Consider the following 25,609-nt stretch of genomic DNA (forward strand, 5'->3'; position numbering starts at 1 on the left):
GCTTTAAACAGGGTCAGTTAATAAGAATAAGCAATTATAATATTAGTAACGTAGTTAATATTGGTAACGTAGTTAAAGAAATTAGCGGGTAAGCGTAATGTTTACCCGCTGCTTATATTAGTCTTGAGTGACTATCTGCCAGTCGATACGATAATTAGTCACGACGCTGGTATACCCTTTTACTTTGAAAATATAGTCTCCAGCTTCTGTAACCGATAACTGTGCTGTTTCGGGGTTATCAAGTGTCGCAGAGCTTGCGAGGTCTTCTCCCTGACTGTTTGCTATTGAAAAATCAAGGTCTGCAAATGGTTGCCAACTTAAGACCGCAGTCACACCCATAACATTATCAGGTACTGAAACTAAATGCTCAATAATGCTATAGGCTGGGTCAACACCAAGCCCAGCAAGATCTAAACTTACTGATGGTCCCATTGTACCCTCAATACTTGGCATTAACTGTGTAGTAAATGACACACCGGGCTGGGTGACAATACCGTCAAATTCGAATCGATCTAATGCGACTTGTCCTGATATAGTGCGCACTTCAAGTGTATGTGCTGAGTCGTCTAATTGGTTAATTGCCACGGTAATGGCTTCGCCTTTTTCACCACTGACGCTCAACGATTCATACTCGACTCCATCCACTAATATACTGACCTCTCCTTGGTTAGTTGCCGCAAAGTGTATTTTCGCACGCTCACCTTTAAAGCCAACATAAGCAATATTTCCAGGCCCTTTTGCTTTTGCCAGTGTGCCGTTATAAGCACTGCTATCCGTTGTTTCTGACCACTTGCCGGCAAAGTAAACTTTATCAGCAGTGTTGTCTGCTTGCTGCCAAGCACCTTGACTCGAAAATTCAGTGTCTCCAGCTAAAAACTGGCGCATATTACCTTCAGTTTGTAATGCAAGCTCAACTGCTTTTTTCACATTAATATGACCCGCCCCTACTTCGTGCGGTAAGTACTGTCGCCCTGTTTCATCAAACATGTCATCGGCACTGGCTTTTAAAATTTCGTCAATTTGATCAGGCGATAAATGCGGGTTTGCTTCAAGCAGCACAGTCGCAGCACCTGCAACAAAAGGGGTTGCCATCGACGTGCCACTCATCGTCGCATAGTAAACATAATAATCAGGGTTATCTAAATCGATGACCGGTCCTAAAGCGGGCAAAGGGGTATTGAGTGCTCGCGTCGAATATATGCTTGAGCCAGGTGCTGTAATGTCGGGTGTTTTAATCGCATCACCTGGCACACCACGGCTAGAAAAATCAGCCAGCATTCTATTCGGCGTGCCTGCTGCGACGTCAATAACCCAAGGAGCGACGGCATACACATTGAGGGTATCATCACCGTCGCCATCGTTACCCGCAGCAAAAGTGACAATCATGCCGCGTTTGTATGCTTCGAATGATGCTTTGTTTACAGGGTTATTAGGGTCGAAGTTACTTCCTGCTCCCCCTCCCCAACTATTCGTAATAACATCAATATCGTATTTGTGCTGGTTAGCTAATGCATAATCAAAGCCTTTTAAAGAATGTAAAATTGAAATGGCTTCACCAGCAGAAATACCGACAATCTTTGCATCTGGGGCAATGCCATCATGCAAATTAGCACGTGTAGGATCATTCGCAGAATCAGTGCCACTGCCCGCAACAGTGCCAGCAACATGGGTGCCATGTCCTGATGATGTATCGGTGTTTGGTAACCCTTCGATATCGGCGGTCAAACCGTATAAATCAAGATCGTTTATTAGTTTTACATTTTGAATGGTTTTATCACCGTAAGCTAAATCGGGATGTGTCGCATCGACTCCTGAATCGAGTACAGCCACAACGCCACCTTTGCCTGTAAATAAATAGTTATCATGTACAAAATGACCGCCAGTGATCTCACCCGAGTTATAGTTGTAATAGCGCAGTGGCGCATCATAATAAATACTTTCAATGGCAGGGTTATTTTGTAACTGTGTGACGAGTGAAGGAGTCAGCGTAGCGCCAACCATGGGTAATTCTTTTAAGGCTAAGTACGGCACACCGAGTGACTGCATTACATTATAAACCTGCTGTTTATCTTTAAAGCTTATAATGACTTTGATACTTGGTTCAGTAAGGCTTTGAGTTAGGCTTGTTGTTGATAATTTTTCTGCTAATTCTGGGCCTAGTAAGGCTTGTGCTTGAGTGGCAAAGCTGCCAACCATGCCAAGACCGATGAGTATACTAGAAAGTTTAGTTCGCATTGGTTTATCTCCTGGATTAGTTTGTTACTTTTTTGTAACTACAGAACATATACTCGCAGCGAGTGACACTCACCGATATAGGGGAAAACCCTCATAAGGCTTTAGGAATAGCCCCTGCGTACGCAATCAATATTTTACAAGCACAAAAAAAGCAAGCCCGCAGGCTTGCTTTAGTATCTATACAAAATTATGAATGGGGAGTATTGCAGATAGCTTTTACACCTCTAGGTAATCCATAATTCCTTCTGCCGCATTGCGACCTTCAAAAATAGCCGTTACCACCAAATCTGAGCCGCGAACAATATCGCCACCAGCGAAGATTTTAGGGTTCGTTGTCTGATGGGTAAATTCACCTTGTTCAGGTGCATTAATACCACCCCAATGGTTAATTTCAACGCCATATGGTTCAAGCCAATCCATTTTGTGCGGTTTAAAACCAAATGCCATTAACACTTTAGTGGCTTCTATCACATGCTCTGAACCAGCCACTTCTTCAGCACGACGGCGGCCATTTTCATCTGGTTCACCCAGTTGCGTTTTGACCATTCTTACGCCTGCAACTTTACCTTGCTCGTCAACTACAATGCCTTTAGGTTGCACGTTAAAAGTAAACTCAACCCCTTCTTCGCGGGCATTTTTAACTTCACGTTTAGAGCCTGGCATGTTTTCTTCATCACGGCGATAAGCACATGTTACTTTGCTTGCACCTTGGCGAATTGACGTTCTTACGCAGTCCATTGCGGTGTCACCCCCGCCCAATACAACCACTTTTTCGTTGGCCATATCAATATAAGCTTGCTTGTCTTCAGCGTAGCCCATAACACGATTTGTGTTACCAATTAAGAACGGTAAAGCATCATGTACGCCATCGGCATCTTCATTTTCAAATCCTGCGCGCATACTTTGATAGGTCCCTACGCCTAAAAAGACTGCATCATATTCAGCAAGAATTTCATCTAGGGTAATATCAACACCGACTTCCGTGTTTAGTTTAAACTCAACCCCCATTTCAGTGAAAATTTCACGACGCTTCTGCATCACTTCTTTTTCAAGCTTAAATGAAGGAATACCGAAAGTAAGTAACCCCCCTATCTCAGGGTGACGGTCAAATACCACCGGTTTAACACCATTACGCACTAGAATATCAGCACAACCTAACCCGGCTGGACCTGCACCAATAATCGCCACTTTTTTATCAGACCAAACCACATAAGACATATCTGGTTTCCAGCCCATTTTAAAAGCAGTGTCTGTAATATATTTTTCAATATTACCAATTGTTACAGCACCAAACTCTTCGTCAAGTGTACATGAGCCTTCGCATAAGCGGTCTTGTGGACACACTCGACCGCAGACCTCAGGTAAACTATTTGTACGATGTGACAGCTCAGCCGCTTCTAATATACGGCCTGTACGAATTAGCTTTAACCATTGCGGTATATAGTTATGTACTGGGCATTTCCACTCACAATACGGGTTACCACAATCTAAGCAACGGTCCGCTTGTGAATTTACTTGCGTCTCAGAAAACGGCTCGTAAATTTCCACGAATGATTGTTTACGTGCCGAAATCGGTTTTTTACGCGGGTCAACACGTTGTACATCGATAAACTGGTATACATTTTCGCTCATACTACCCCCTTACTGAGCCTGAACACGAAGCTCTGCACTACTGCGTGCTCGGTGTCCGAGTAAACTTTTTACATCACTTGATTTTGGCTTCACCAATTTAAACATCGGAATGTATAAATCAAAGTTCGCTAAAATCTGCTCAGCGCGGTTAGACCCCGTTAGCTCTAAATGCTCTGCAATAAGACCACGAAGATGCTCTTGATGAGACGCTAAATCTTCCAGCGTAACAATTTCAACAAGCTCAGGGTTAATGCGTTTTTCAAAGTCATTGCTTTCATCAAGAATATAAGCAAAACCGCCCGTCATCCCCGCACCAAAGTTAATACCGACTTTGCCAAGGACACACACAACACCGCCTGTCATGTATTCACAGCCGTTATCGCCCACACCTTCTACAACCGCTTGCACACCTGAGTTACGAACAGCAAAACGCTCACCCGCACATCCTGCTGCAAACAATTTGCCGCCAGTAGCACCGTACAAGCACGTATTACCTGCTATGGTTGCTTTGTGGCTTTCAAATGATGATCCCATCGGTGGGCGAATGACAAGTTTGCCCCCCGCCATGCCTTTACCAACATAATCGTTAGCGTCACCCACCAACGTCATTTCTAGGCCTCCAGCATTCCATACACCAAACGACTGACCTGCAGTGCCGTGTAACTCTATAGATACAGGATCGGCAGCCATACCTTGGTTACCGTGCTTAGATGCAATGTATCCTGATAGCATCGCCCCCACAGAGCGGTCTGTATTACACACGCGGCTCACTAATGAAATACCCGATTTTTCATCAATCGCTTGCTTGGCTTTATCAAGCAAGGTTTCATTAAGCTGACCTAAATAGTGCGAGCTGTTTGGCGCACTGCAATACAAGGTTTCACCGGTTGGGTTGTTCGGCACAGCCACAACTGACGATAAATCAATTTTCTTTTGCTTCGGCGTTTTGCCTTCAATCGCCTCAAGTAAATCTAAGCGACCAATTAAATCGGTTAAATGGGTTACCCCTAAGCTTGCCATGATTAGACGCGCTTCTTGTGCAATAAACTTAAAGTAGTTCATCGCCATTTCTGGTAAGCCATGGTAGTGCTTCTGACGAAGTGTATCGTCCTGCGTTGCTACACCAGTCGCACAGTTATTCAAATGACATATACGTAAGTATTTACAACCCAGTGCCACCATAGGACCCGTACCAAAGCCAAAGCTTTCAGCACCTAAAATAGCGGCTTTAATAATATCGAGACCGGTTTTCAAACCACCATCCGTTTGTAATCTAATACGGTGGCGTAAGCCATTTTCAACCAAAGCTTGTTGTGTCTCAGCTAGGCCCAACTCCCAAGGACTGCCTGCATATTTAACAGAAGTAAGCGGGCTTGCACCTGTACCACCGTCATAACCCGCAATCGTAATGAGGTCTGCATAGGCTTTTGCTACACCCGTTGCAATCGTACCGACACCGGGTTCAGACACTAATTTCACTGAAATTAGAGCTTCAGGATTCACTTGTTTCAAATCAAAAATTAGCTGGGCTAAATCTTCAATAGAGTAAATATCATGATGCGGTGGCGGTGAAATCAACGTTACACCCGGTACTGAGTAACGCAGTTTAGCGATATAAGGCGTTACTTTTTCACCCGGTAACTGACCTCCTTCACCGGGCTTTGCACCTTGTGCTACTTTAATTTGAATCACATCAGCACTGCGTAAATAATGCGGTGTTACACCAAATCGGCCTGAGGCGACCTGTTTAATACGTGAATTTTTCTCGGTGCCATAGCGAAGTTTATCTTCACCCCCTTCACCTGAGTTAGAACACCCACCTAAGCGGTTCATGGCAATAGCCAATGCTTCATGTGCTTCAGGTGATAGTGCACCAATACTCATTGCCGCCGAGTCAAAACGCTTATACAGCTCTGTTGCTGGTTCAACATCATCGATACTGATTCCGGCATCAGGAATTTTAAGCGCCAACATGTCACGTAAATTTGTGATTGGGCGGTTATTAACTAAATCAGCGTAAGCAACGTAATCACTGTACTCACCCGAGCGCACTGCTTTTTGCAGAGTTTGGATCACATCAGGGTTGTAAGCATGATATTCACCACCGTGAACATACTTTAATAAACCACCATGGCTTAATAACTTGCGCTTACTAAATGCGAGCTTATGAAGCTTACGTTGATCATCATCAAAGTCAGTAAAACACGCACCTTTAATACGGCTTGCTACACCATTGAAACAGGTTTCAATAACCGCTTCTGACAAACCAACCGCTTCAAACAGCATCGAGCAACGATATGAGGCAACTGTACTGATCCCCATTTTCGACATGATTTTGTAAAGGCCTTTGTTGATCGCATTACGATACGCCAACGTGACTTCACAATAGCTCTTGTTGATAATTTTTTTATCGCTCATTGCAACCAGCGATTCATAGGCCAAATAAGGGTAAATCGCCGTCGCACCAAAGCCTAATAACACAGCAAATTGATGAGCATCTCGCACGCTACCTGATTCAATAATGATGTTTGATTCACAACGTAAGTTATTATCAACTAATCGTTTTTGAATTGATCCTACCGCCATTGCAGCAGGAATGGGTAGGTGCGTTTCACTAAAGTTACGGTCACTCAAGACTAACATCACACACCCTGATGCGGCTTTTTCTTGCGCTTCGTCACAAATACGTGTGATCGCTTTTTCAAGGCCTTCTTCGGCTGTGTAAGTAATATCGATTTTGCAGTAGCTGTAATGCGCTTGGTCAGCACTTAACAGCTGTTTCATGTCTGCGTACATCAAAATCGGTGTTTCAAATTGCAGACGTTTCGCATGACCCGTGGTTTCATTGAACACGTTTTGCTCACTACCAATACACGTGGCAAGTGACATAACATGATTCTCACGCAGAGGATCAATCGGTGGATTGGTTACTTGTGCAAACTTTTGGCGGAAGTAATCAAATAATGAACGGTGCCCTTCAGACAGCACGGCAAATGGGGTGTCATCACCCATTGAGCCCGTTGCTTCTTGACCGTTTTCGCCCATGACACGAACAACACTGTCGAGTTCTTCGTTAGTAAAGCCAAACATTTTTTGATATTTCAGCAGTGTTTCGTCATCAAACGAGCGATTACCTGCATCTTTTTCAGCCAGTTTTTCGAACGGAGTCAAACGCTTAACGTTAGCTTCTAGCCACGCTTTATACGGGTGACGTGATTTAAGATCTTGGTCAATTTCGTCAGAGTGCCAAATTTTACCTTGGTGAGTATCAATTACTAATAATTCACCCGGACCAACTCGTCCTTTTTCAACCACTTCGTCTGGCGCGTAATCCCAAATACCCACCTCAGAAGCAAGCGTAATAAATCCATCTTGCGTAATGACATAACGCGCTGGACGAAGGCCATTTCGGTCAAGGTTACAGGCCGCAAAACGACCATCAGACATAACAATACCAGCAGGGCCATCCCATGGTTCCATATGCATAGAGTTAAAGTCGTAGAAAGCACGTAAATCGTCATCCATGGCTCGGTTTTTCTGCCATGCAGGCGGAACAAGCATACGCATCGCACGGAATAAATCCATACCACCCGCTAAGAACAATTCAAGCATGTTATCTAAGCTTGATGAATCAGAGCCACTTTCGTTGACAAATGGGGCTGCTGATTGCAAATCAGGGATCAGTGGAGATGCAAATTTATAAGCACGGGCACGTGCCCACTGGCGGTTACCTTGAATGGTATTAATTTCGCCGTTGTGCGCTAAATAGCGGAACGGCTGCGCCAATGGCCAACGAGGTTGCGTATTGGTAGAAAAACGCTGATGAAATACACAAATCGCACTCGTCATGCGCATGTCAGCTAAATCGAGGTAAAAGTTCGGTAAATCCACAGGCATCATCAAGCCTTTGTAAACCGTTACCAAGCCAGACAAGCTCGCAATATAGAAATGCTCATCATTTTCTAGGCGCTTTTCTGCACGGCGACGCGCAACATACAAACGACGCTCTAAATCTTTTGGACGCCAGCCCTCAGGTGCGCTGACAAAAATTTGTTCAAAGCCAGGTAGTTGTTTTTTTGCAATTGGCCCTAAACAAGATGCGTCTGTCGGAACGACTCGCCATCCTTGGATATTTAAGGTTTCTTTTTCGAGCTCTTCACTCAAAACATCTTTAGCAGTCTGTGCAAGCACGGGATCGGCATTTAAAAACACCATGCCGACTGCGTAGTTCTTCCCTAAATGCCAATCGTGTTCACTGGCAATTGCACGAAAGAAACTATCGGGTTTTTGCATTAATAAACCACAGCCATCACCTGTTTTACCATCAGCAGAAATACCACCACGGTGTTCCATGCGATCTAGGCCTGTGATTGCGGTTCGAATCAAGCGATGACTCGCCTGACCATTGACCTGGGCGATTAAGCCAAAGCCACAATTATCTTTTTCTAATTTTGAGTCGTATAACATAGACCCCTCCCCTTGCTACAACGACTAGCGGTTCAGTCTTTTGTGACAGTGCTAGCAGACGAACAAAACTATCGCCAAATAAACCATGAGTCAATAGAGTTTTGAATACATATTCATATTTATGAATATTTCTCACTTGAGGACGCACTTTAAAGTCTATGCTATTTTTTTACATTTAGACGCTATTTAACCATTATTTTTTTATGACACTGGTGTCAATTTTAACAGTTTGTAAAAAACCATCCTGAAAACGGATAGTTTACGTTAACGTAAACTGACAACCCATTTTGCATAAATATTCAAATCATGCATAGTAATGCAGTTATTTTGCGCTCTCTCAGCTGTTAGCTGCTTAAATATTTACCAATACATTAAGCTTAGTTACAAATAGCACTTTTTAGCAGCCGACCTTAGTCTTACTTACCTTTAGGTGTTTACCTCTGCGTCAACCAATGCACTTTAAAAAGTGTCCGCTGCGGACACTTTTTCTGTCCGCGGACAGAATAAAAACCTCAAATAAAAATAAAAACATTAAAAATCAATGAGTTAAATATTGGCACACTATTGGTATAGATAGGACATTATCGAATTAGAGGATCGAAACATGTTCACTATGAGTTTGTTTATGACATCACCACTTACCATGATTGCCATTGGCTTCATGATTATATTTTTTGAGAATCGTAAGGAAGTATGATGATTAAAGATACCAGTGCCCAAGATATAACCGTGGCTAAAAAAAGAAACATTAAAAAACCACTGTTGTTCACTGTGAGTGTTCTTATTGTGAGTGCCCTTGGCTTTCAAGCACTCTTTGCGAGCAACGATGGGAGTGTGTCTGTTGATAAAGCCAGCTTACAAATAAGTGAAGTGACTCAGCAAACCTTAATTAGAGATGTGGCAGCAAGCGGGAAAATTGTCGCGGCTAATGCACCTAAAGTTTACAGCCCCGAGCGCGGCTTTGTCGATCTTAACGTAAAGGCTGGCGACAGTGTTGAAGCAAACGAAATTATTGCTGTGGTTAAAAGCCCAGAGCTTACCAATGAATTAAAACAACAACAATCTGTGTTGGCGCGTTTAGATGGTGAATTACAACGAAAGCAACTTGAAGCACGTAGACAAAAATTAAGCTTAACAAAAGCACTTGATTTGGCACAGGTAGAGCTAAATGCCGCTGATAGAGAAAACCGCCGTGCGCAATTATCTATCGAGAAGCACCTTATAAGTCAGATCGATTTAGAAAAAGCCGTAGACGATTTAGCCCGCGCGAAACTCTCCTTCAAGCATGCAGAACAAGAAGTCAGCCTTGCTAAAGACACACTGGCATTCGAGCTAAAAGCTGCAGAGCGAGACCTTGCTCGTCAACAACTCATTGTGGATGACTTATTACGCCAAGTTAATGAGTTAACAATTAAAGCCAGCGTCAGTGGCATTGTAGGTAATTTACTCGTGCAACCTAAAGAAGCGGTTACACAAAGCCAACCATTAATGACACTGGTTGACTTAAGTAATTTTGAAGCACAGTTGCAAGTACCTGAAAGCTATGCCAATGAGCTAGGCCTTGGCATGCAAGTAGAATTAACTCTCGGTGCCCGCCAAGTCATGGGGACATTATCAGCAATCTCGCCGGAGGTGAATAACCGTGAAGTCACAACACGTGTTCGCTTCGATAAAGAAATTACCGGCATTCGCCAAAATCAACGTTTAACCGCACGCATTCTTTTGGAGAACCGCGACAATGTTTTACAAGTTAAGCGTGGTGCGTTTTTACAACAAGGCGGTACCCGCGCCTATAAAGTAGACGGCGACATGGCCTATTTAATCGATATAAAAACAGGTGCTAGCAGTATCAATGCCGTTGAACTGTTAGAAGGGGTAAAACCAGGCGACAAGCTAATCATCTCTAACTACGACCGTTATAAACAAGCACCGACTCTCGTATTACGCTAACAGCAACAAGGAATAATTATTATGCTTACAATGAACAACATCAGCAAAGTGTATCAAACAGACATGGTACAAACTCATGCATTACGTGATTTCAATCTCCATGTAGAAGAAGGTGAATTTATTGCTGTTACTGGCCCGAGTGGTTCAGGCAAAACGACCTTTTTAAATATTGCCGGTATGCTAGAACCGTTTTCAGAAGGCCAGTATCTTTTAGATGGTATTGATGTAGGTGGTCTAAACGATAATCAGCGTGCTGATTTACGGAACCAAAAAATAGGCTTTATCTTCCAGGGGTTTAATCTGATACCTGATTTAAATCTATACGAAAATATTGAAGTACCTTTGCGATATCGAGGAATTAAAGCTGCTGAGCGTAAACGTCGTATTGAACAATGTTTAGAGCAAGTAGGTTTAGCGTCACGTGCTAAGCATTTACCGCAACAACTTTCAGGTGGGCAACAGCAACGCGTGGCCATTGCCAGAGCACTTGCGGGTGAACCCCGTTTTTTACTTGCCGATGAGCCAACGGGTAATCTAGACAGCTTAATGGCGCGCCAAGTAATGGAATTGCTCGAACAAATTAATCGTGATGGCGCCACCATTGTCATGGTTACTCACGACCCTGAACTTGCCCGAAGAGCCCCGCGAAATATCCAAGTGGTGGACGGTCAACTTGCCGATTTCACGCTTTACCAAGGCACGCAAAACCTCAAAGCGGCAGGAGTATAGTTATGTTCCTTCATTATCTAGATTTAAGTTGGCGAAGCTTTAAGCGCACGCCCTTAGTGAGTTTTTTAATGGTATTAGCGATTGCCATTGGCATTGGTGTAACGATGACGAGCTTGTCGGTGTATCACATGATGTCTGCCGATCCGATCCCGCAAAAGAGTAGCCAACTATACAGTGTGCAATTGCAAATAATGGACGAGGGTTCAACTTGGTGGACAAAAGATAATTTACCAATGCAATTAACCTATCAAGACGCGGTTAATTTAAATAAGGCAGAAGCCGGCGGTAAGCGCGTCACGATGGTGCGCACTGGGTTTTCAGTTTATTTAGACTCCGATACCGTAAAACCATTTATTGGTCAGGCGCGTTTAACAACCCCCGACTTCTTCGACATGTTTAACTTATCATTTTTATACGGTGGCGTGTGGAGTCAGCAACAAGAAGCAACTGCTGCACCTGTAGTCGTTATCAGTAAAAAGCTCAACGACAAACTATTTGCAGGAGAAAACTCAGTTGGCAAAATTATCTACCTTGATGATGCCAGCTATGAAGTGGTTGGGGTTATGGATGACTGGAATATTACGACCAAATATTACGATTTAAATAACGGCGCATTTAATAAAACCGAACAACTCTACCTGCCTTTTAGCTTATTAAAAGCACGTGAGCTTGAAAACTGGGGCAATACAAACGGCTGGAAGCACGAAAAAACCAATACGTTTAACGACAAGCTTAATTCTGAATTAGTTTGGCTGCAATTTTGGGTCGAACTAAAAACACCCGCAGAAAAGCAAGCGTATGAAGATTTCTTAATGGCTTATATGCAAGAACAGCAAAAGCGTGGTCGCTTTAACCGCGAAAAGCTTGAAGCGAAATTGCGTGATGTAAACGAGTGGATGGAATACAACAATGTGGTAAGTGAAGATAACGAAATTCTCGTTGGCCTAAGCTTTATGTTTTTAGCGGTATGTTTGGCAAATATTCTAGGCTTATTACTGGCTAAATTTCTTCGCCGTGCGCCAGAGGTTGGCGTACGCAGAGCTTTAGGCGCAAGCAAACGCCAAATTTTCTTTCAACACATTGTCGAAGTGGCCATGCTCGGGTTTTTAGGCGGTATTTTCGGGGTTATTTTAGCCCAAGTGGGACTTTTAGGTGTGCGCCAAAGCTACAGCTACTATCAAAGCTTAGCCACCATGGATTTAACCATGTTACTTAGCGCCCCTGTAATAGCAATTAGCACCTGTGTAATCGCAGGTCTTTACCCTGCGTGGCTGGTGTGTAAAACCAACCCTGCTATTTACCTTAAGAGCCAATAAGGAACTGTGTTATGTTAGAAATTAAACCTATATTTCATGCCTTATGCCGCTCAAAGGTTGGGGCTATTCTGTTACTAATTCAAATTGCCATTACCACAGCAATCGTCAGTAACGCCGCGTTTATTATTCAAGATAGAATTAGCTATTTAAGTCAAGAAACAGGCTACCCAGAACAAAACATTTTTATTTTTAATGTGATGATGTTCGGACAAGACACCTCGCCAAGCCAACAATACGAGCTTGATGAAGCTATGTTACGTCAAATTCCTGGGGTGGTTGATGCTGCTTACTCTAGTACCACACCTCTTTCGGGCAGTGGTTCATCATCTGACTTTAGTTTAAAACCGGCCCCACAAGAGAGTAAATCAGCACGTAGCTCATATATGTTTATCGACGAGCACGGCATTAACACGTACGGTGTTAACTTAATTGCTGGGCGTAATTACAGCGAAGACGAAGTGATCGTAACAGAGAATTACGATGAGCTTTCGAAGGTCATCGTGGTGAGTAAAAGTCTATCTGATGAGCTTTTCCCTGATGGTAATGGCTTAGGTCAATCTATTTACTTTGGTGATATTCCTTTAAAAATTATTGGTATTGTCGATGTAATGAAAGGCCCATGGCTTAAAGATAGTCGCCCAGATAATGTGGCATTAATTCCGTTCATTAAAGCAGGTAGCAATGCACGCTTTGTCGTAAGAACAGAGCCTGGGCAACGCCAGTCTGTAATGAACCGTGTTGAAGAAGCCATGCTTAAAAACTACAACAAACGCGTTATCTCGCGCATTCGCGGCCTTGATGAAGACAAAGAGCAGTACATGGCTGAAGACACGCTTATGATGCGTATGTTAATTGTTTTAATCACAATTTTAGTGTTGGTCACTGCGCTGGGTATCTTTGGTCTTACACTCTTTAATATTAGTAAACGCACGAAACAAATTGGGACTCGCCGTGCTCTTGGAGCAAGAAAGTCCGCCATTATTAGCTACTTTTTAGTCGAAAATGCCATGATTTGCAGTGTAGGTTTAGTAATAGGCATGATAGCAGCGATGTATTTAGGCCAATTACTGATGCAACATTTCTCGATTGCTCAGTTAGATGTGCGTTATGTAATTGCCACTGCAAGCGCTGTGTTTATTATGAGTTTGCTTGCGGTTCTTGCGCCAGCCAAACGAGCTGCGAACATTTCACCCAGCATTGCAACACGCACCATTTAGTTCTCCCAAGCTATGCTACACTGGATTTACAGTGTAGCATTTATAAGTACACACTTAAGTTGGCTCTTGCACCGGACTTACTTAACATATTTAGGAAAACAGCAAAAAAATAATAATATGGAAAAAATACTTATTGTTGATGACAACCCCGCGATATTAGACGCCTTGTCATTATTATTAGAGATCCACAATTTTACCGTGGTTACTGCAAGCACCCCATTTGAAGCAATCCAAGCAGTACAATACCAGCGTATTTCATTAGTTATTCAAGATATGAACTTTACCGCCGACACCACCTCGGGTGAAGAAGGCAAGGCGCTGTTTTATGACTTACGCAATATAAACCCATTACTGCCTATTATCTTAATCACCGCATGGACCGAGCTTGCAACAGCTGTTGAGCTTGTAAAGGCGGGTGCCGCAGACTATTTACCAAAGCCGTGGGACGATACAAAACTGCTGACTTGTATCAATAATTTACTCGAACTTGGTAAAGCGAAACAACAAAATGAAACTTTCGCACGCCACCAGCAAGAACGCGAAGATTCTATTAAAACTGCCAACCTTGTCGGCCTTATTTATAAAAGCACAGCGATGGAGCATATTGTTAATCTTGCTATTCAGGTGGCAAAGTCAGACATATCAGTGCTTATCACTGGCCCAAATGGCAGTGGCAAAGAGCGCATAGCACAGATAATCCAAGCCAACTCTCTGCTTGCAGACCATCCTTTTATCACTGTTAACGCCGGTGCATTGCCAAATGAACTCATTGAAGCTGAATTGTTTGGCGCTGAAGCTGGCGCGTACACAGGTATCACCAAGCAACGCATTGGCCGTTTTGAAGCCGCCGATGGGGGCACATTATTTTTAGACGAAATAGGCAACCTACCGTTGTCCGGTCAAATGAAACTATTACGTATTCTGCAAACCGGTGAATTTGAGCGTTTAGGATCAACGCAAACTCGAAAAGTAAATGTGCGGGTTATATCAGCAACAAACGAAGATTTAACGCACGCGATTAAAGCGGGTCATTTTCGGGAAGACCTATATTATCGTCTCAATGTTATTGAGTTAAACCTGCCTAGCCTAGCTGACAGACCCGATGATATTCTTGCCCTAGTGGCACACTTTTTACCACATCGCAGTGTGTCTCTAAGCACCGAGAAAGCCCTGCTTGCCCATCCGTGGCCGGGTAATGTACGTGAACTTGAAAATGCGTGTAAACGGGCTGCCGTATTAAAACCAACTGGCAATATTGAACTTGCCGACTTTGGCTTAAACGTCGATACCACTAAAGCGACATCACCCAAAAGTGAACCGACAAAGCACGATATTGAACTGGCAATGCGCGAACACCAAGGGGTGATTGCTAAAGTTGCGCGACATTTTGGTCTTAGCCGACAAGCGCTGTATCGCAGACTCGATAAATTTAAGATAGATTACTAATGTTAAGAAATAAGATTATTCTATTGTGTGTTGTTGCAGCGGTAGTCCCTCTATTACTGGTAAGCTATTTTGCTGCTCTTCCTGGGTTATATACTTTGCTTGCAGTCATTGGTTGCGCCTTGCTAGCTGGCCTTTTGGCGTACCAGTTAAGCCGCCCTTTAGCTGACGGTATTGCGTCTCTTGAATCTGGATTGCTTAACTTTAAAGACGGTGAACTGGCCACCCTTTTGGCCTATGATAGCAAAGATGAACTGGGTGACTTATGCCGACTTTATAACCAAACAGCAAAGCAACTTCGCCAAGAAAAGCAATGGATATACCAGCGTGAATTAATGCTCGACAAAGTACTGCAAAGCTCTGAGCAAGCGGTGCTACTTATTAACGATCAAGGTTTTATTGTTTACAGTAATCACAGTGCTCGTAGCTTGTTTGAAGCAAAATCAGCTATCGAAGGACTTAAACTAGAAAATGTGATAAGTACCTGCTCTGAACAACTGACACGTGCTATCAACAAAGGGATTGATGGCTTATTTACCCTCGATAAAACGGAACAAGAATCACAAACTTGGCATATGGCAACGGGCCGCTTATTACTTAATAATCAATACCACCAACTGTATGTGTTCAAACAGCTCACACGGGAACTCAGCCGCCAAGAGGTTGAAGTATGGAAAAAAGTAATCCGTATCATCAGCCACGAACTCAATAATTCGCTGGGCCCAATGTCATCAATGCTCCACAGCGCACAGTTATTAACAAAAGAAGTCGACGAGCCACGTTTAAAACGCGTATTCACCACCATTGAAGACCGTATCAAACACCTTAATGAATTTGTTCAAGGCTATGGTAAATTTGCCAAATTACCCACTCCTCAGTTATCAGCGATTAACTGGCCATCAATCGTCGAGCAATTAAAAAGCCAATGGCAAGTCAATATTACTCTTGGCGATAACGTAAACACACAAGCCGATCATACTCAGCTTGAGCAACTGCTGATTAATTTATTAAAAAATGCGTACGAATCGGGTACTAAACCTGAAGACATCAGTCTGAGTATTCAACAAGAAATGGCCAGCACCCACATTACTGTGAGCGACAGAGGCAAAGGCATGAGCGAAACTGTAATGGCGAATGCACTGATCCCCTTTTACTCCACTAAATCGACAGGCAGTGGTTTAGGGCTAGCGCTGTGCCGAGAAATAGTTGAAGCACATCACGGGCAAATTAGCCTTCACAACCGCGAGCAAGGTGGCTTAAGTGTGCATGTGATTTTAGCGCAATAAAAAAGCCGCTTATGCGGCTTTCTCGGCAAACTAAGTAAGATTACTCAGCGTCTTGTTCTTTGTACTTTGCAGCTGTTTCTGTGATTAATGGTTGTAATTCACCACGTTGAAACATTTCGATGATAATGTCACAGCCACCAATTAATTCACCTTCAACCCAAAGTTGTGGGAATGTTGGCCAATTAGCGTAAGCAGGTAACTCTGCACGAATATCTGGATTAAGAAGAATGTCAACGTAAGCAAACGGTTCACCACACGCCATTAAAGCTTGTGATGCTTGAGAAGAAAAACCACAGTTAGGTAATTTTGGTGATCCTTTCATGTATAAAAGGATTGGGTTTTCAGAAATTTGCTGTTTAATTTTATCGATGGTTTCCATTTACAACCTCAAAAGACATTGACTTACTACACTGGCCTTGAAAAATATTCACTGTGGCCTCAGATATATAACTTAAAATGGACTATAACAGTCACAATTTTAAAGAGTCTTTAGCAATAGCATTGCTGTTTGCTAAAACTTGAGTAAAATACTCAACAATTATAGTAACACTATAATACCATTTGGTATAGGTGAGTACGCTGTTTACCTCGCTATTACCTATAACTGAGTGGACTATCAACCAAGAAGATGGAGATAAAAAATGGCATTTGAACTACCGTCACTACCATACGCAATCGATGCATTAGAGCCACATATTTCAAAAGAGACTCTAGAGTTTCACCACGGTAAACACCACAACACATACGTTGTAAAATTAAACGGTCTGATCCCAGGCACTGAATTCGAAAACAAATCTCTAGAAGAAATCGTTTGTTCTTCAGAAGGTGGTGTATTTAACAATGCTGCGCAAATCTGGAACCACACATTCTACTGGAACAGCCTATCTCCAAACGGTGGTGGCGAACCAACTGGCGCTATTGCAGACGCTATCAACGCTAAATGGGGTTCTTTCGAAGCATTCAAAGACGCGTTAAACGACAAAGCTGTAAACAACTTTGGTTCAAGCTGGACTTGGTTAGTTAAACTAGCTGACGGCACTCTTGATATCGTTAACACATCAAATGCTGCTACACCATTAACTGATGAAGGTGTTACACCAATCCTAACTGTGGATCTGTGGGAACACGCTTACTACATCGATTACCGTAATGTTCGTCCTGATTACCTAAAAGGTTTCTGGGCACTTGTTAACTGGGATTTCGCGAACGCTAACTTCGCTTAATTCTGTTTAACTTGCAGTAATTAAAAAAAGACGCTCCGGCGTCTTTTTTATTGCCTTTTTTATATCACTGTTCAGCCGCAGCCCAAGCGCCATAATAAATGCGTACCAAGATGATCTTTTTTCAATTAAATTCTTAATTTTCTTGCGCAAAAATTCAAAATCGTGACTAAGCTTTAATTAACCTTTGCTTTTTTCTTAATCTAATTACACGTCATTTTAGCGGGTTTTCGGAGGTCTCTATGAGTATTTTTGAGCATTACCAATCACGATACGAAGCAGCGCAAGAAGAAGAATACAGTATTGAGGAATTTCTCGAGATCTGTAAGAAGGACAAATCAGCTTACGCAAGCGCACCTGAGCGCCTGTTAATGGCCATTGGTGAGCCTGAAATTATTGACACATCGACCGATGCGCGGCTCAGCCGATTATTCTCCAATCGTGTCGTTGCGCGCTACCCTGCATTCCACGATTTTTATGGTATGGAAGACGCCATTGAACAAATCGTTTCTTACTTAAAGCATGCTGCGCAAGGTTTAGAAGAATGTAAGCAGGTATTGTATTTACTTGGCCCTGTGGGCGGGGGTAAATCATCTATTGCCGAAAAACTAAAATACCTGATGCAACAAGTGCCTATTTATTCAATAAAAGGGTCCCCTGTCAATGATCACCCTCTCGCTTTGTTTGATCCAAACGAAGATGCTGAACTACTCGAGAAAGAATACGGCATTAAGCCACGCTATTTAAAAACAGTGATGTCACCGTGGGCAGCCAAGCGCTTAAGTGAGTTCAATGGTGATATAAGCCAATTTAGAGTGGTAAAACGCTACCCTTCTATTTTGAATCAAATTGCGATCGCCAAAACGGAACCGGGCGATGAAAACAATCAAGATATTTCGGCATTAGTCGGTAAAGTCGATATTCGTCAGCTTGAGCATTTTGCACAAAATGACCCTGATGCTTACGCGTATTCAGGTGCACTTTGTTTAGCGAACCAAGGGTTGATGGAATTTGTGGAAATGTTTAAAGCACCTATTAAGGTACTCCACCCGCTACTCACGGCCACCCAAGAAGGTAACTATAATGGCACCGAAGGTATTAGTGCCCTTCCCTTCAACGGCATGATTTTAGCTCACTCGAATGAATCTGAGTGGCAAACATTTAAAAATAACAAAAACAACGAAGCATTTTTGGACCGTGTTTATATTGTTAAGGTACCTTACTGCTTACGCGTTTCTGAAGAAGTGAAAATCTACAACAAACTTCTTGAAAACAGTGAACTTCACGATGCGCCATGCGCACCAGGCACGTTAAAAACATTGGCACAATTTACCACTCTTTCACGTATTAAGGAGCCAGAAAATTCAAGCATCTATTCAAAAATGCGTGTCTACGATGGTGAAAGCTTAAAAGACACCGACCCGAAAGCGAAGTCATACCAAGAATACCGTGATTATGCAGGTGTTGACGAAGGCATGACTGGGCTCTCTACACGTTTTGCCTTTAAAATTTTATCGCGAGTGTTCAACTTTGATACCACAGAAGTCGCAGCAAACCCTGTTCACTTGTTTTATGTTTTAGAGCAGCAAATTGAGCGCGAACAGTTCTCAGCCGATGTGGAAGAACGCTACCTAAGTCACTTAAAGGGCTATCTAATCCCGCAGTATGTCGAGTTTATTGGCAAAGAACTACAAACTGCCTATTTAGAGTCTTATTCTGAATACGGACAAAATATTTTTGATCGCTACGTAACCTATGCTGATTTTTGGATTCAAGATCAAGAATATCGCGACCCAGATACAGGCCAACTTTTTGATCGAGCAGCATTAAATGCAGAGCTCGAAAAAATTGAAAAGCCAGCAGGTATTTCGAACCCGAAAGATTTCCGTAACGAGATTGTCAATTTCGTACTGCGCGCACGTGCGCACAACCAAGGCAAAAACCCGCTTTGGACCAGTTACGAAAAACTTCGCACAGTGATTGAGAAAAAAATGTTCTCGAACACCGAAGATCTGCTTCCGGTTATTTCTTTCAATGCGAAAACTTCTGCCGAAGATCAGAAAAAACACGAAGACTTTGTCAACCGTATGGTTGAAAAAGGCTATACCCAAAAACAAGTACGTTTACTTTCTGAATGGTATTTACGCGTTAGAAAATCGCAGTAAAAAACGTTTGTTTCAAGGGGGTTGTTATGGCGCATTTTATAGACCGACGCCTGAATGGAAAAAACAAAAGTACGTTGAACCGTCAGCGTTTCATCAGGCGTTATAAAAAACAGATTAAAGAAGCTGTATCTGATGCCATTAATAAACGCAGCGTAACCGATACGAGCAGTGGCGAGAGTATTTCTATTCCACAGCGCGATATTAGTGAGCCTGTATTTCATCAAGGACGAGGGGGCGATCGGGAGCAAATACATCCAGGAAATGACCAATTCTCAACAGGCGATAAAATTAAACGCCCGCAAGGAGGCGGTCAAGGGGGTGGCAGTGGCGAAGGTGACGCAAGTGATTCGGGCGAAGGCCAAGATGAGTTTGTTTTTTCTATCTCTAAAGACGAGTATTTAGATTTATTATTTGAAGATTTAGAGCTGCCAAACTTACAGCAAAATCAACTTGATAAACTCGTGCAAATGAAAACGCATCGCGCTGGTTTTTGTAGCGATGGTATGCCCAGTAATATTGATATAGTGCGCTCATTACAAGGCTCGCTCGCTCGCCGTGTTGCAATGACAGCGGGCAAAAAACGACATCTGAGCGAACTTCAAGGACAATTAGCGCTTTTGAAAGCAGAGGAAGAGCCCGACAAAGCCGCCATTGCCCTGCTTGAGCGTCAAATTGAAGAGCTTGAAAGTCGCATAAAAGCCGTGCCGTTTATTGATAATTACGACTTACGTTTTCGCAATTACGAAAAACGTCCCCACCCGACGAGTAAAGCCGTGATGTTTTGCCTTATGGATGTGTCAGGTTCGATGGATCAAGCAACAAAAGATATGGCAAAACGGTTTTATATTTTGCTGTATCAGTTTTTGACTCGCAGCTACAAAGATATCGAAGTCGTGTACATTCGCCACCATACACAAGCGAAAGAAGTTGATGAGCAGGAGTTCTTTTACTCACAAGAAACCGGTGGCACTATTGTGTCGAGTGCGCTGAAATTAATGAATGAAATTATCGCTGAACGTTACCATGCAGATGAGTGGAACATTTATGCTGCACAAGCATCTGATGGTGATAACTGGGCCGATGACTCTCCTCATTGCGGTGAAATACTCCGCAATAAATTACTCAAAGCAGTACGTTACTATGCGTACATAGAAATTACGGCGCGTGCGCATCAAAGTTTATGGCGTGAGTATCAATCAATAGCACAAACACACGACAACTTTGCCATGCAACATATTCGTGGTGTAGAGGACATTTACCCTATTTTCCGTGAATTATTTAAAAAGAATCGTCAGCAGCAAGGCGCCGCATAGCCTTGCGAGTGAGGTAAAATATGGCCGATAAACGTATTAGTGACGGACCTGATTGGACGTTTGATTTATTAGCACAGTACCAAAGTGAAATTGAGCGAGTCGCAAAGATCTATAAGCTCGATACTTACCCGAATCAAATAGAAGTGATCACTGCTGAACAAATGATGGATGCTTACTCAAGCGTAGGCATGCCTATCGGTTATAGTCATTGGTCATACGGTAAAAAGTTTATTCAAACAGAGCAAAATTATAAACGCGGGCAAATGGGGTTAGCGTACGAAATTGTTATAAATTCAGACCCCTGCATTGCTTACCTAATGGAAGAAAACACCTTGCCAATGCAAGCTCTCGTGATGGCGCACGCGTGCTATGGCCACAACTCATTTTTTAAAGGTAATTACTTATTTAAAACCTGGACCGATGCAGGTTCTATTATCGACTACTTATTATTTGCGAAAAATTATATTGCGCGCTGTGAAGAGAAGTACGGTATTAATGAGGTAGAAAACCTTATCGACTCTTGTCATGCCTTAATGAACTATGGGGTTGACCGTTATAAGCGCCCGCAAAGAATTTCGCTGTATGAAGAGCAAAAGCGTCAACAAGAACGCGAAGATTATCTGCAATCGCAGGTGAATGAATTATGGCGAACTATTCCAACATCTCAACAAGAGTCGAAAAAACACGAGCGTCGATTTCCTGAGGAACCACAAGAAAATATTCTGTATTTTATAGAGAAAAATGCCCCGCTACTTGAATCATGGCAACGTGAAGTAATCCGTATTGTGCGAAAAATTTCACAATACTTTTACCCCCAAAAGCAAACGCAGGTGATGAATGAAGGTTGGGCAACGTTTTGGCATTATACGATTTTAAACCACTTGTATGATGAGGGAAAACTCACCGATGCCTTTATGCTCGAGTTTTTACAAAGTCATACCAATGTGGTTTATCAGCCGCCTTATAACAGCAATTATTATTCTGGTATTAATCCCTATGCATTGGGCTTTAATATGATGGTTGATATTCGCCGAATTTGTGAAAATCCCACTGATGAAGATAAAAAGTGGTTCCCTGAATATGCTGGAGCCGATTGGCTAGAAACCCTGCATTTTGCCATGCAAAACTTTAAAGATGAGAGCTTTATTAGCCAGTTTTTATCACCTAAAATTATCCGTGACTTCAAGCTATTTACTATTATTGATCATGAAAAAGAGCCAACCCTTAATGTCGGCGCGATACATGACGAAGTGGGCTATCAACAAGTACGTGAAACGTTATCTGCACAATATAACTTAAGTAATCATGAACCCAATATACAAATCTATAATGTTGATATTAGAGGAGATCGTTCTCTAACCTTACGCTATGTACCTCATAAAAACATTCCGTTAGCTGGCTCAAAAGATGAAGTGCTGAAACACCTTTACAGGTTATGGGGGTTTAAGGTAAAACTGGAACAAGAATCTTCAACCGGTGAAATTTCACTACTTGGTGAATGCCCAAAAAGTGATGCACGACACACAACAGAGTAGATCACATGGATAAAAAAATACTGGTCATCATCGACGCTATCGCCGATGCCAAAACCTCGATACTTCACGCCAAACAAAAAGCGAAGGGGGTTAGGCATATTGATATCGTCGCATTTAGCTATGAAGATACCAACAGTATTTTATTTTCGATTCCACCCGAAGAAGCACTTGCTATTCAGGATAAAGAATTAGGTAAAATTCGTGACACACTATCACCTTTAATTGACAGCCATTTAGAGCAAGGTAGCTACACATTCCAAACGCTTTGGCATGAAAGTCCTGAGCAGTGGCTTGCTAATGAGCTTGATACGTCAGCGTACGAGCTTGTGATTAAAACGCGTCATATTGATGCAGAAACACAGTTTAGTGAGCTTGATTGGCAGCTTATACGCTTCAGTCCCCTACCGCTTTATTTAGCTGCTGATAACAAGTGGAAAAACAATACTAATGTGCTCGCTGCGCTCGACTTAGGCAGTGAGAAAGCCACTAAATATCGTCTTAACGAAGCAATGATAAAAATGGGTCTAGCGTATGCCGCTGATTATGAAAGTGATTTTTTTGCTTGTTATACCGTGCATGTATCGCCCTTTTTACGCGATTTGGGGTTAGTTTTTTCTGATGAGCAAGTTATTAATGCTTATGAAAAACTCCCCAGTGCCCAACGCGCACTGATTGAGTCATATAACCTCAAAGAAAAGCTAGAAATTAAGGCAGGTATCGTCGAGCAAGTGATCCCCAGTATCGCCGCAAAACTCAGTGCAGACCTTGTAATAATGGGTACGGTGGGTAATACAGGAATTAAAGGGCATCTTATTGGTAATACAGCAGAAAAGGTTATGAAATTACTAAAAACGGATATTTTAGTGATCCCTCCTTTCGATAACTAAAGCCAGACTTAATATCAATTAGCTTAATTAGGTGGTCTATTTTGAGGCAATAAAACCGCGTTGATAACACGGCAAAAATGTCGTTATTTAGATGTTCTCGGCAATTGCGCATACATCCATGCAGTCGTAAATCAGACATTTTTAACGCAGGTAGCGACAGGTTTAATGCCTCAAAAAGATTAAGTCTTGTTTTGCAATTGGTGTCATAAGTCTGAATAAGCCGTCACTTTATTACGGCCATTTTGTTTAGAGTGGTATAAGGCTTGATCAGCTGCTTCAATCCACTTTTCATAACGCTCAAACTTTTTCTCATCAGAGCACGCAAAGCCAATACTCACCGTGAGTTTAATTTGTTTATCACCAAAATAAATTGACGAATTTTCAATAAGAGCACGTAAACGCTCTGCAAAGATCATTGCACCTTCATGATCCGTATCAAGCAAAGTTACGGCAAATTCTTCACCACCATAACGGCCTGCTAAATCAGTTTCACGTAATGTTTTTCTCAATAAATCAGCAATATGACGCAGTGCTTCATCACCAGCACGATGCCCATGCTCATCGTTAACGGTTTTAAAATGGTCGATATCAAACATTAATAACGTACTGCAGCCACCGCTTCTGGAAATACGCATGTATTCTTTACGTAGTTTTTGCTCCCAGAATCCGCGATTAGTTAGCTGTGTCAATGCATCAGTGCGACTCATTTGTTCGAGCTTCGCATTAACGTCTTCAAGTTCTTTTTTATTCACCGCTTCATCGGTCACATCGTAAATAATAATACAGATATGTGATACTTCGCCGGTCGTTGTGGTGAGCGGAATAAAGGTAGCATTTTGATACATATGATCCGCTTTACCGGTAATTGGACGGTAATTTTTAAAACGGAAAATATAGGGTTGCTGCTCCCAAATCGTGAACGAGCGATTATTAAGAATAAACACAGATTCAGACTTACTACGAAACCATTTTTCATCAATTGATGGAAAGAGATCAAATAAGTCTTTGTCTTTTACTGCGCTTGGCAATAAACCCGAATGGTTTTCCATAAAACCATTCCAAATGCAGACTTTATAGTCTCTATCAAGCACCACAAGGCCTACATCAACGGTATTAAACATATCCATTAACCAATGGAGTTCATTCATATTAAAATCGGCTGCAGGCATAGTTTAGTCTTCTAATAAATAAGCTACTTTATATTTTAAAGTTTTTAATGAGTCCTCAGTAAACAGCAACATAAGATCACAATTAATGTTGTGATTTTCAATGCCGTAACTGATCTCAATGGCGAGAGTTCGTTGCCAACGTGATTTATTGGCTTTAACCAAATCAGACACATCACAATGCTGACCTAACACCACCGGATGACCTTGACTAAAACGCATATCAAGTTGCTTTGACAGCCCACTCAAAATAGCGCCTATTAAGATGTTACTGACATCCATTAACAGTTCAAGCTCAACTTTATTGTTAAGCTCTCCTTCGTAATTCATTAACGAAGCAATTTCTTTAAAACTCGAATCATTTAACAGCAATAACGCTTCACCCGACACGCCACCGCCAATAAAGCCTTGGCACACACCTGACGTTGAGGCATTGGCATCAATCGACCGCAAGGCCATATCAAGCTCATTGACTTCAAGTACATTTACGTTCGGAATTGGAAGCTTTACAAACACATTCAATAAACGTGCTAATAAGTCCCCTGCTTGGCCCATAGCAACATTGGTGAGTTCTTGGTATATGTCACGTACATCGGGGTCGACTTGCTCACCTAGCTTATTTGCTAAGCGCTCCCGCATGGCTTTGTCTTTAATACCATGATGTTCAATAATGTTCGCGAGCTTTTCTGCTGAGCAGGGTTTCTGAATAAAATCGATTGCGCCAAGTTCAAGCACGCGTTGATGCGCATTTGGCTGGATATCGCCCGAGACGACAACGGTTAATACATGTAAGCCTTGATCTTGAATGGCTTGCAACACTTCATAACCATCCATTTCGGGCATATTTAAATCAAGAAATAAAATTTCGGGCTGTAAACGCTTAATTTGTTCAATACAGTGAATGCCGTTTTCAGCAAATTCGACTTTTATATCCCAATCATCAGGTAAAGAGCGCGCTAATTGTCTACGCGCTAATTTTGAATCATCACAAACTAATACCGATGTTGACATATATTCTCTCTAAATACGCACTTTTGAACTAGCTAAT

The 25,609-nt window shown here is 42.3% G+C and carries 17 protein-coding genes; 11 read left to right on the forward strand and 6 right to left on the reverse strand.

The window, feature by feature from the left end:
* Window positions 1-117 precede the first annotated feature (117 nt).
* From GZH31_RS09805 to gltB, 3 genes are all read right to left on the reverse strand, one after another.
* Entirely contained in the window at window positions 118-2,235 is a 2,118-nt protein-coding gene (locus tag GZH31_RS09805; protein WP_180310920.1) for a S8 family serine peptidase, read from the reverse strand.
* Window positions 2,236-2,451: 216 nt separating this feature from the next.
* Window positions 2,452-3,867, reverse strand: coding sequence for an FAD-dependent oxidoreductase (locus tag GZH31_RS09810; RefSeq protein WP_065978706.1), 1,416 nt, complete (start codon window positions 3,865-3,867; stop codon window positions 2,452-2,454).
* A gap of 9 nt (window positions 3,868-3,876) precedes the next feature.
* Window positions 3,877-8,334 carry a glutamate synthase large subunit gene (gltB, locus tag GZH31_RS09815; RefSeq protein ID WP_036967633.1) on the reverse strand — a complete coding sequence of 1,486 codons (4,458 nt, stop codon included), beginning with the start codon at window positions 8,332-8,334 and terminating at the stop codon, window positions 3,877-3,879.
* Window positions 8,335-9,030: 696 nt separating this feature from the next.
* On the opposite strand from gltB, the gene GZH31_RS09820 reads away from it, so the two are divergent.
* From GZH31_RS09820 to GZH31_RS09845, 6 genes are all read left to right on the forward strand, one after another.
* The gene (locus tag GZH31_RS09820) at window positions 9,031-10,284 is read left to right on the forward strand and encodes an efflux RND transporter periplasmic adaptor subunit (protein WP_074989286.1); all 1,254 of its coding nucleotides are present in this window, start codon (window positions 9,031-9,033) and stop codon (window positions 10,282-10,284) included.
* A 21-nt stretch (window positions 10,285-10,305) separates the two neighbouring features.
* Entirely contained in the window at window positions 10,306-11,013 is a 708-nt protein-coding gene (locus GZH31_RS09825) for an ABC transporter ATP-binding protein (RefSeq protein ID WP_036967628.1), read from the forward strand.
* Between the two features lie 2 nt (window positions 11,014-11,015).
* The gene (locus tag GZH31_RS09830) at window positions 11,016-12,329 is read left to right on the forward strand and encodes an ABC transporter permease (RefSeq protein WP_036967626.1); all 1,314 of its coding nucleotides are present in this window, start codon (window positions 11,016-11,018) and stop codon (window positions 12,327-12,329) included.
* An 11-nt stretch (window positions 12,330-12,340) separates the two neighbouring features.
* Window positions 12,341-13,546: an ABC transporter permease gene (locus tag GZH31_RS09835; protein ID WP_180310921.1), complete on the forward strand. Its 1,206-nt coding sequence runs from the start codon at window positions 12,341-12,343 to the stop codon at window positions 13,544-13,546.
* A 117-nt stretch (window positions 13,547-13,663) separates the two neighbouring features.
* A complete protein-coding gene (locus GZH31_RS09840) occupies window positions 13,664-14,992 on the forward strand; it encodes a sigma-54 dependent transcriptional regulator (protein WP_075594377.1) in 1,329 nt (442 codons plus the stop codon).
* Complete coding sequence (locus GZH31_RS09845) at window positions 14,992-16,275, forward strand: PAS domain-containing sensor histidine kinase (protein ID WP_118844413.1); 1,284 nt, start codon at window positions 14,992-14,994, stop codon at window positions 16,273-16,275. The genes GZH31_RS09840 and GZH31_RS09845 overlap by 1 nt, the downstream gene beginning before the upstream one ends.
* 40 nt (window positions 16,276-16,315) lie before the next feature.
* Here GZH31_RS09845 and GZH31_RS09850 read toward each other — a convergent pair whose 3' ends face one another.
* Window positions 16,316-16,654, reverse strand: a complete 339-nt coding sequence (locus tag GZH31_RS09850) for a Grx4 family monothiol glutaredoxin (RefSeq protein ID WP_036967616.1) — start codon at window positions 16,652-16,654, stop codon at window positions 16,316-16,318.
* Window positions 16,655-16,916: 262 nt separating this feature from the next.
* Here GZH31_RS09850 and GZH31_RS09855 point away from each other — a divergent pair, with 262 nt between their 5' ends.
* The 5 genes from GZH31_RS09855 to GZH31_RS09875 all read left to right on the forward strand — a co-directional run bounded on the left by GZH31_RS09855 (window position 16,917) and on the right by GZH31_RS09875 (window position 23,395).
* Window positions 16,917-17,498, forward strand: coding sequence for a superoxide dismutase (locus tag GZH31_RS09855; RefSeq protein WP_036967613.1), 582 nt, complete (start codon window positions 16,917-16,919; stop codon window positions 17,496-17,498).
* A 239-nt stretch (window positions 17,499-17,737) separates the two neighbouring features.
* Window positions 17,738-19,660 carry a PrkA family serine protein kinase gene (locus tag GZH31_RS09860; RefSeq protein ID WP_036967610.1) on the forward strand — a complete coding sequence of 641 codons (1,923 nt, stop codon included), beginning with the start codon at window positions 17,738-17,740 and terminating at the stop codon, window positions 19,658-19,660.
* 26 nt (window positions 19,661-19,686) lie between these two features.
* On the forward strand, window positions 19,687-20,973 hold the full coding sequence (locus tag GZH31_RS09865; RefSeq protein ID WP_036967607.1) for a YeaH/YhbH family protein: 1,287 nt from the start codon (window positions 19,687-19,689) through the stop codon (window positions 20,971-20,973).
* Between the two features lie 20 nt (window positions 20,974-20,993).
* Complete coding sequence (locus tag GZH31_RS09870) at window positions 20,994-22,508, forward strand: SpoVR family protein (protein WP_036967604.1); 1,515 nt, start codon at window positions 20,994-20,996, stop codon at window positions 22,506-22,508.
* 5 nt (window positions 22,509-22,513) lie between these two features.
* Window positions 22,514-23,395 (forward strand): universal stress protein, encoded by an 882-nt coding sequence (locus GZH31_RS09875; protein WP_118844414.1) that lies wholly within the window; start codon window positions 22,514-22,516, stop codon window positions 23,393-23,395.
* Window positions 23,396-23,598: 203 nt separating this feature from the next.
* Here GZH31_RS09875 and GZH31_RS09880 read toward each other — a convergent pair whose 3' ends face one another.
* Entirely contained in the window at window positions 23,599-24,564 is a 966-nt protein-coding gene (locus GZH31_RS09880) for a diguanylate cyclase (protein ID WP_036967597.1), read from the reverse strand.
* Between the two features lie 3 nt (window positions 24,565-24,567).
* Entirely contained in the window at window positions 24,568-25,572 is a 1,005-nt protein-coding gene (locus GZH31_RS09885) for a response regulator (protein WP_036967595.1), read from the reverse strand.
* Window positions 25,573-25,609 lie beyond the last annotated feature (37 nt).

The sequence above is a fragment of the Pseudoalteromonas sp. JSTW genome, assembly GCF_013423925.1.
In the GTDB taxonomy this organism is placed as follows: domain Bacteria; phylum Pseudomonadota; class Gammaproteobacteria; order Enterobacterales; family Alteromonadaceae; genus Pseudoalteromonas; species Pseudoalteromonas lipolytica.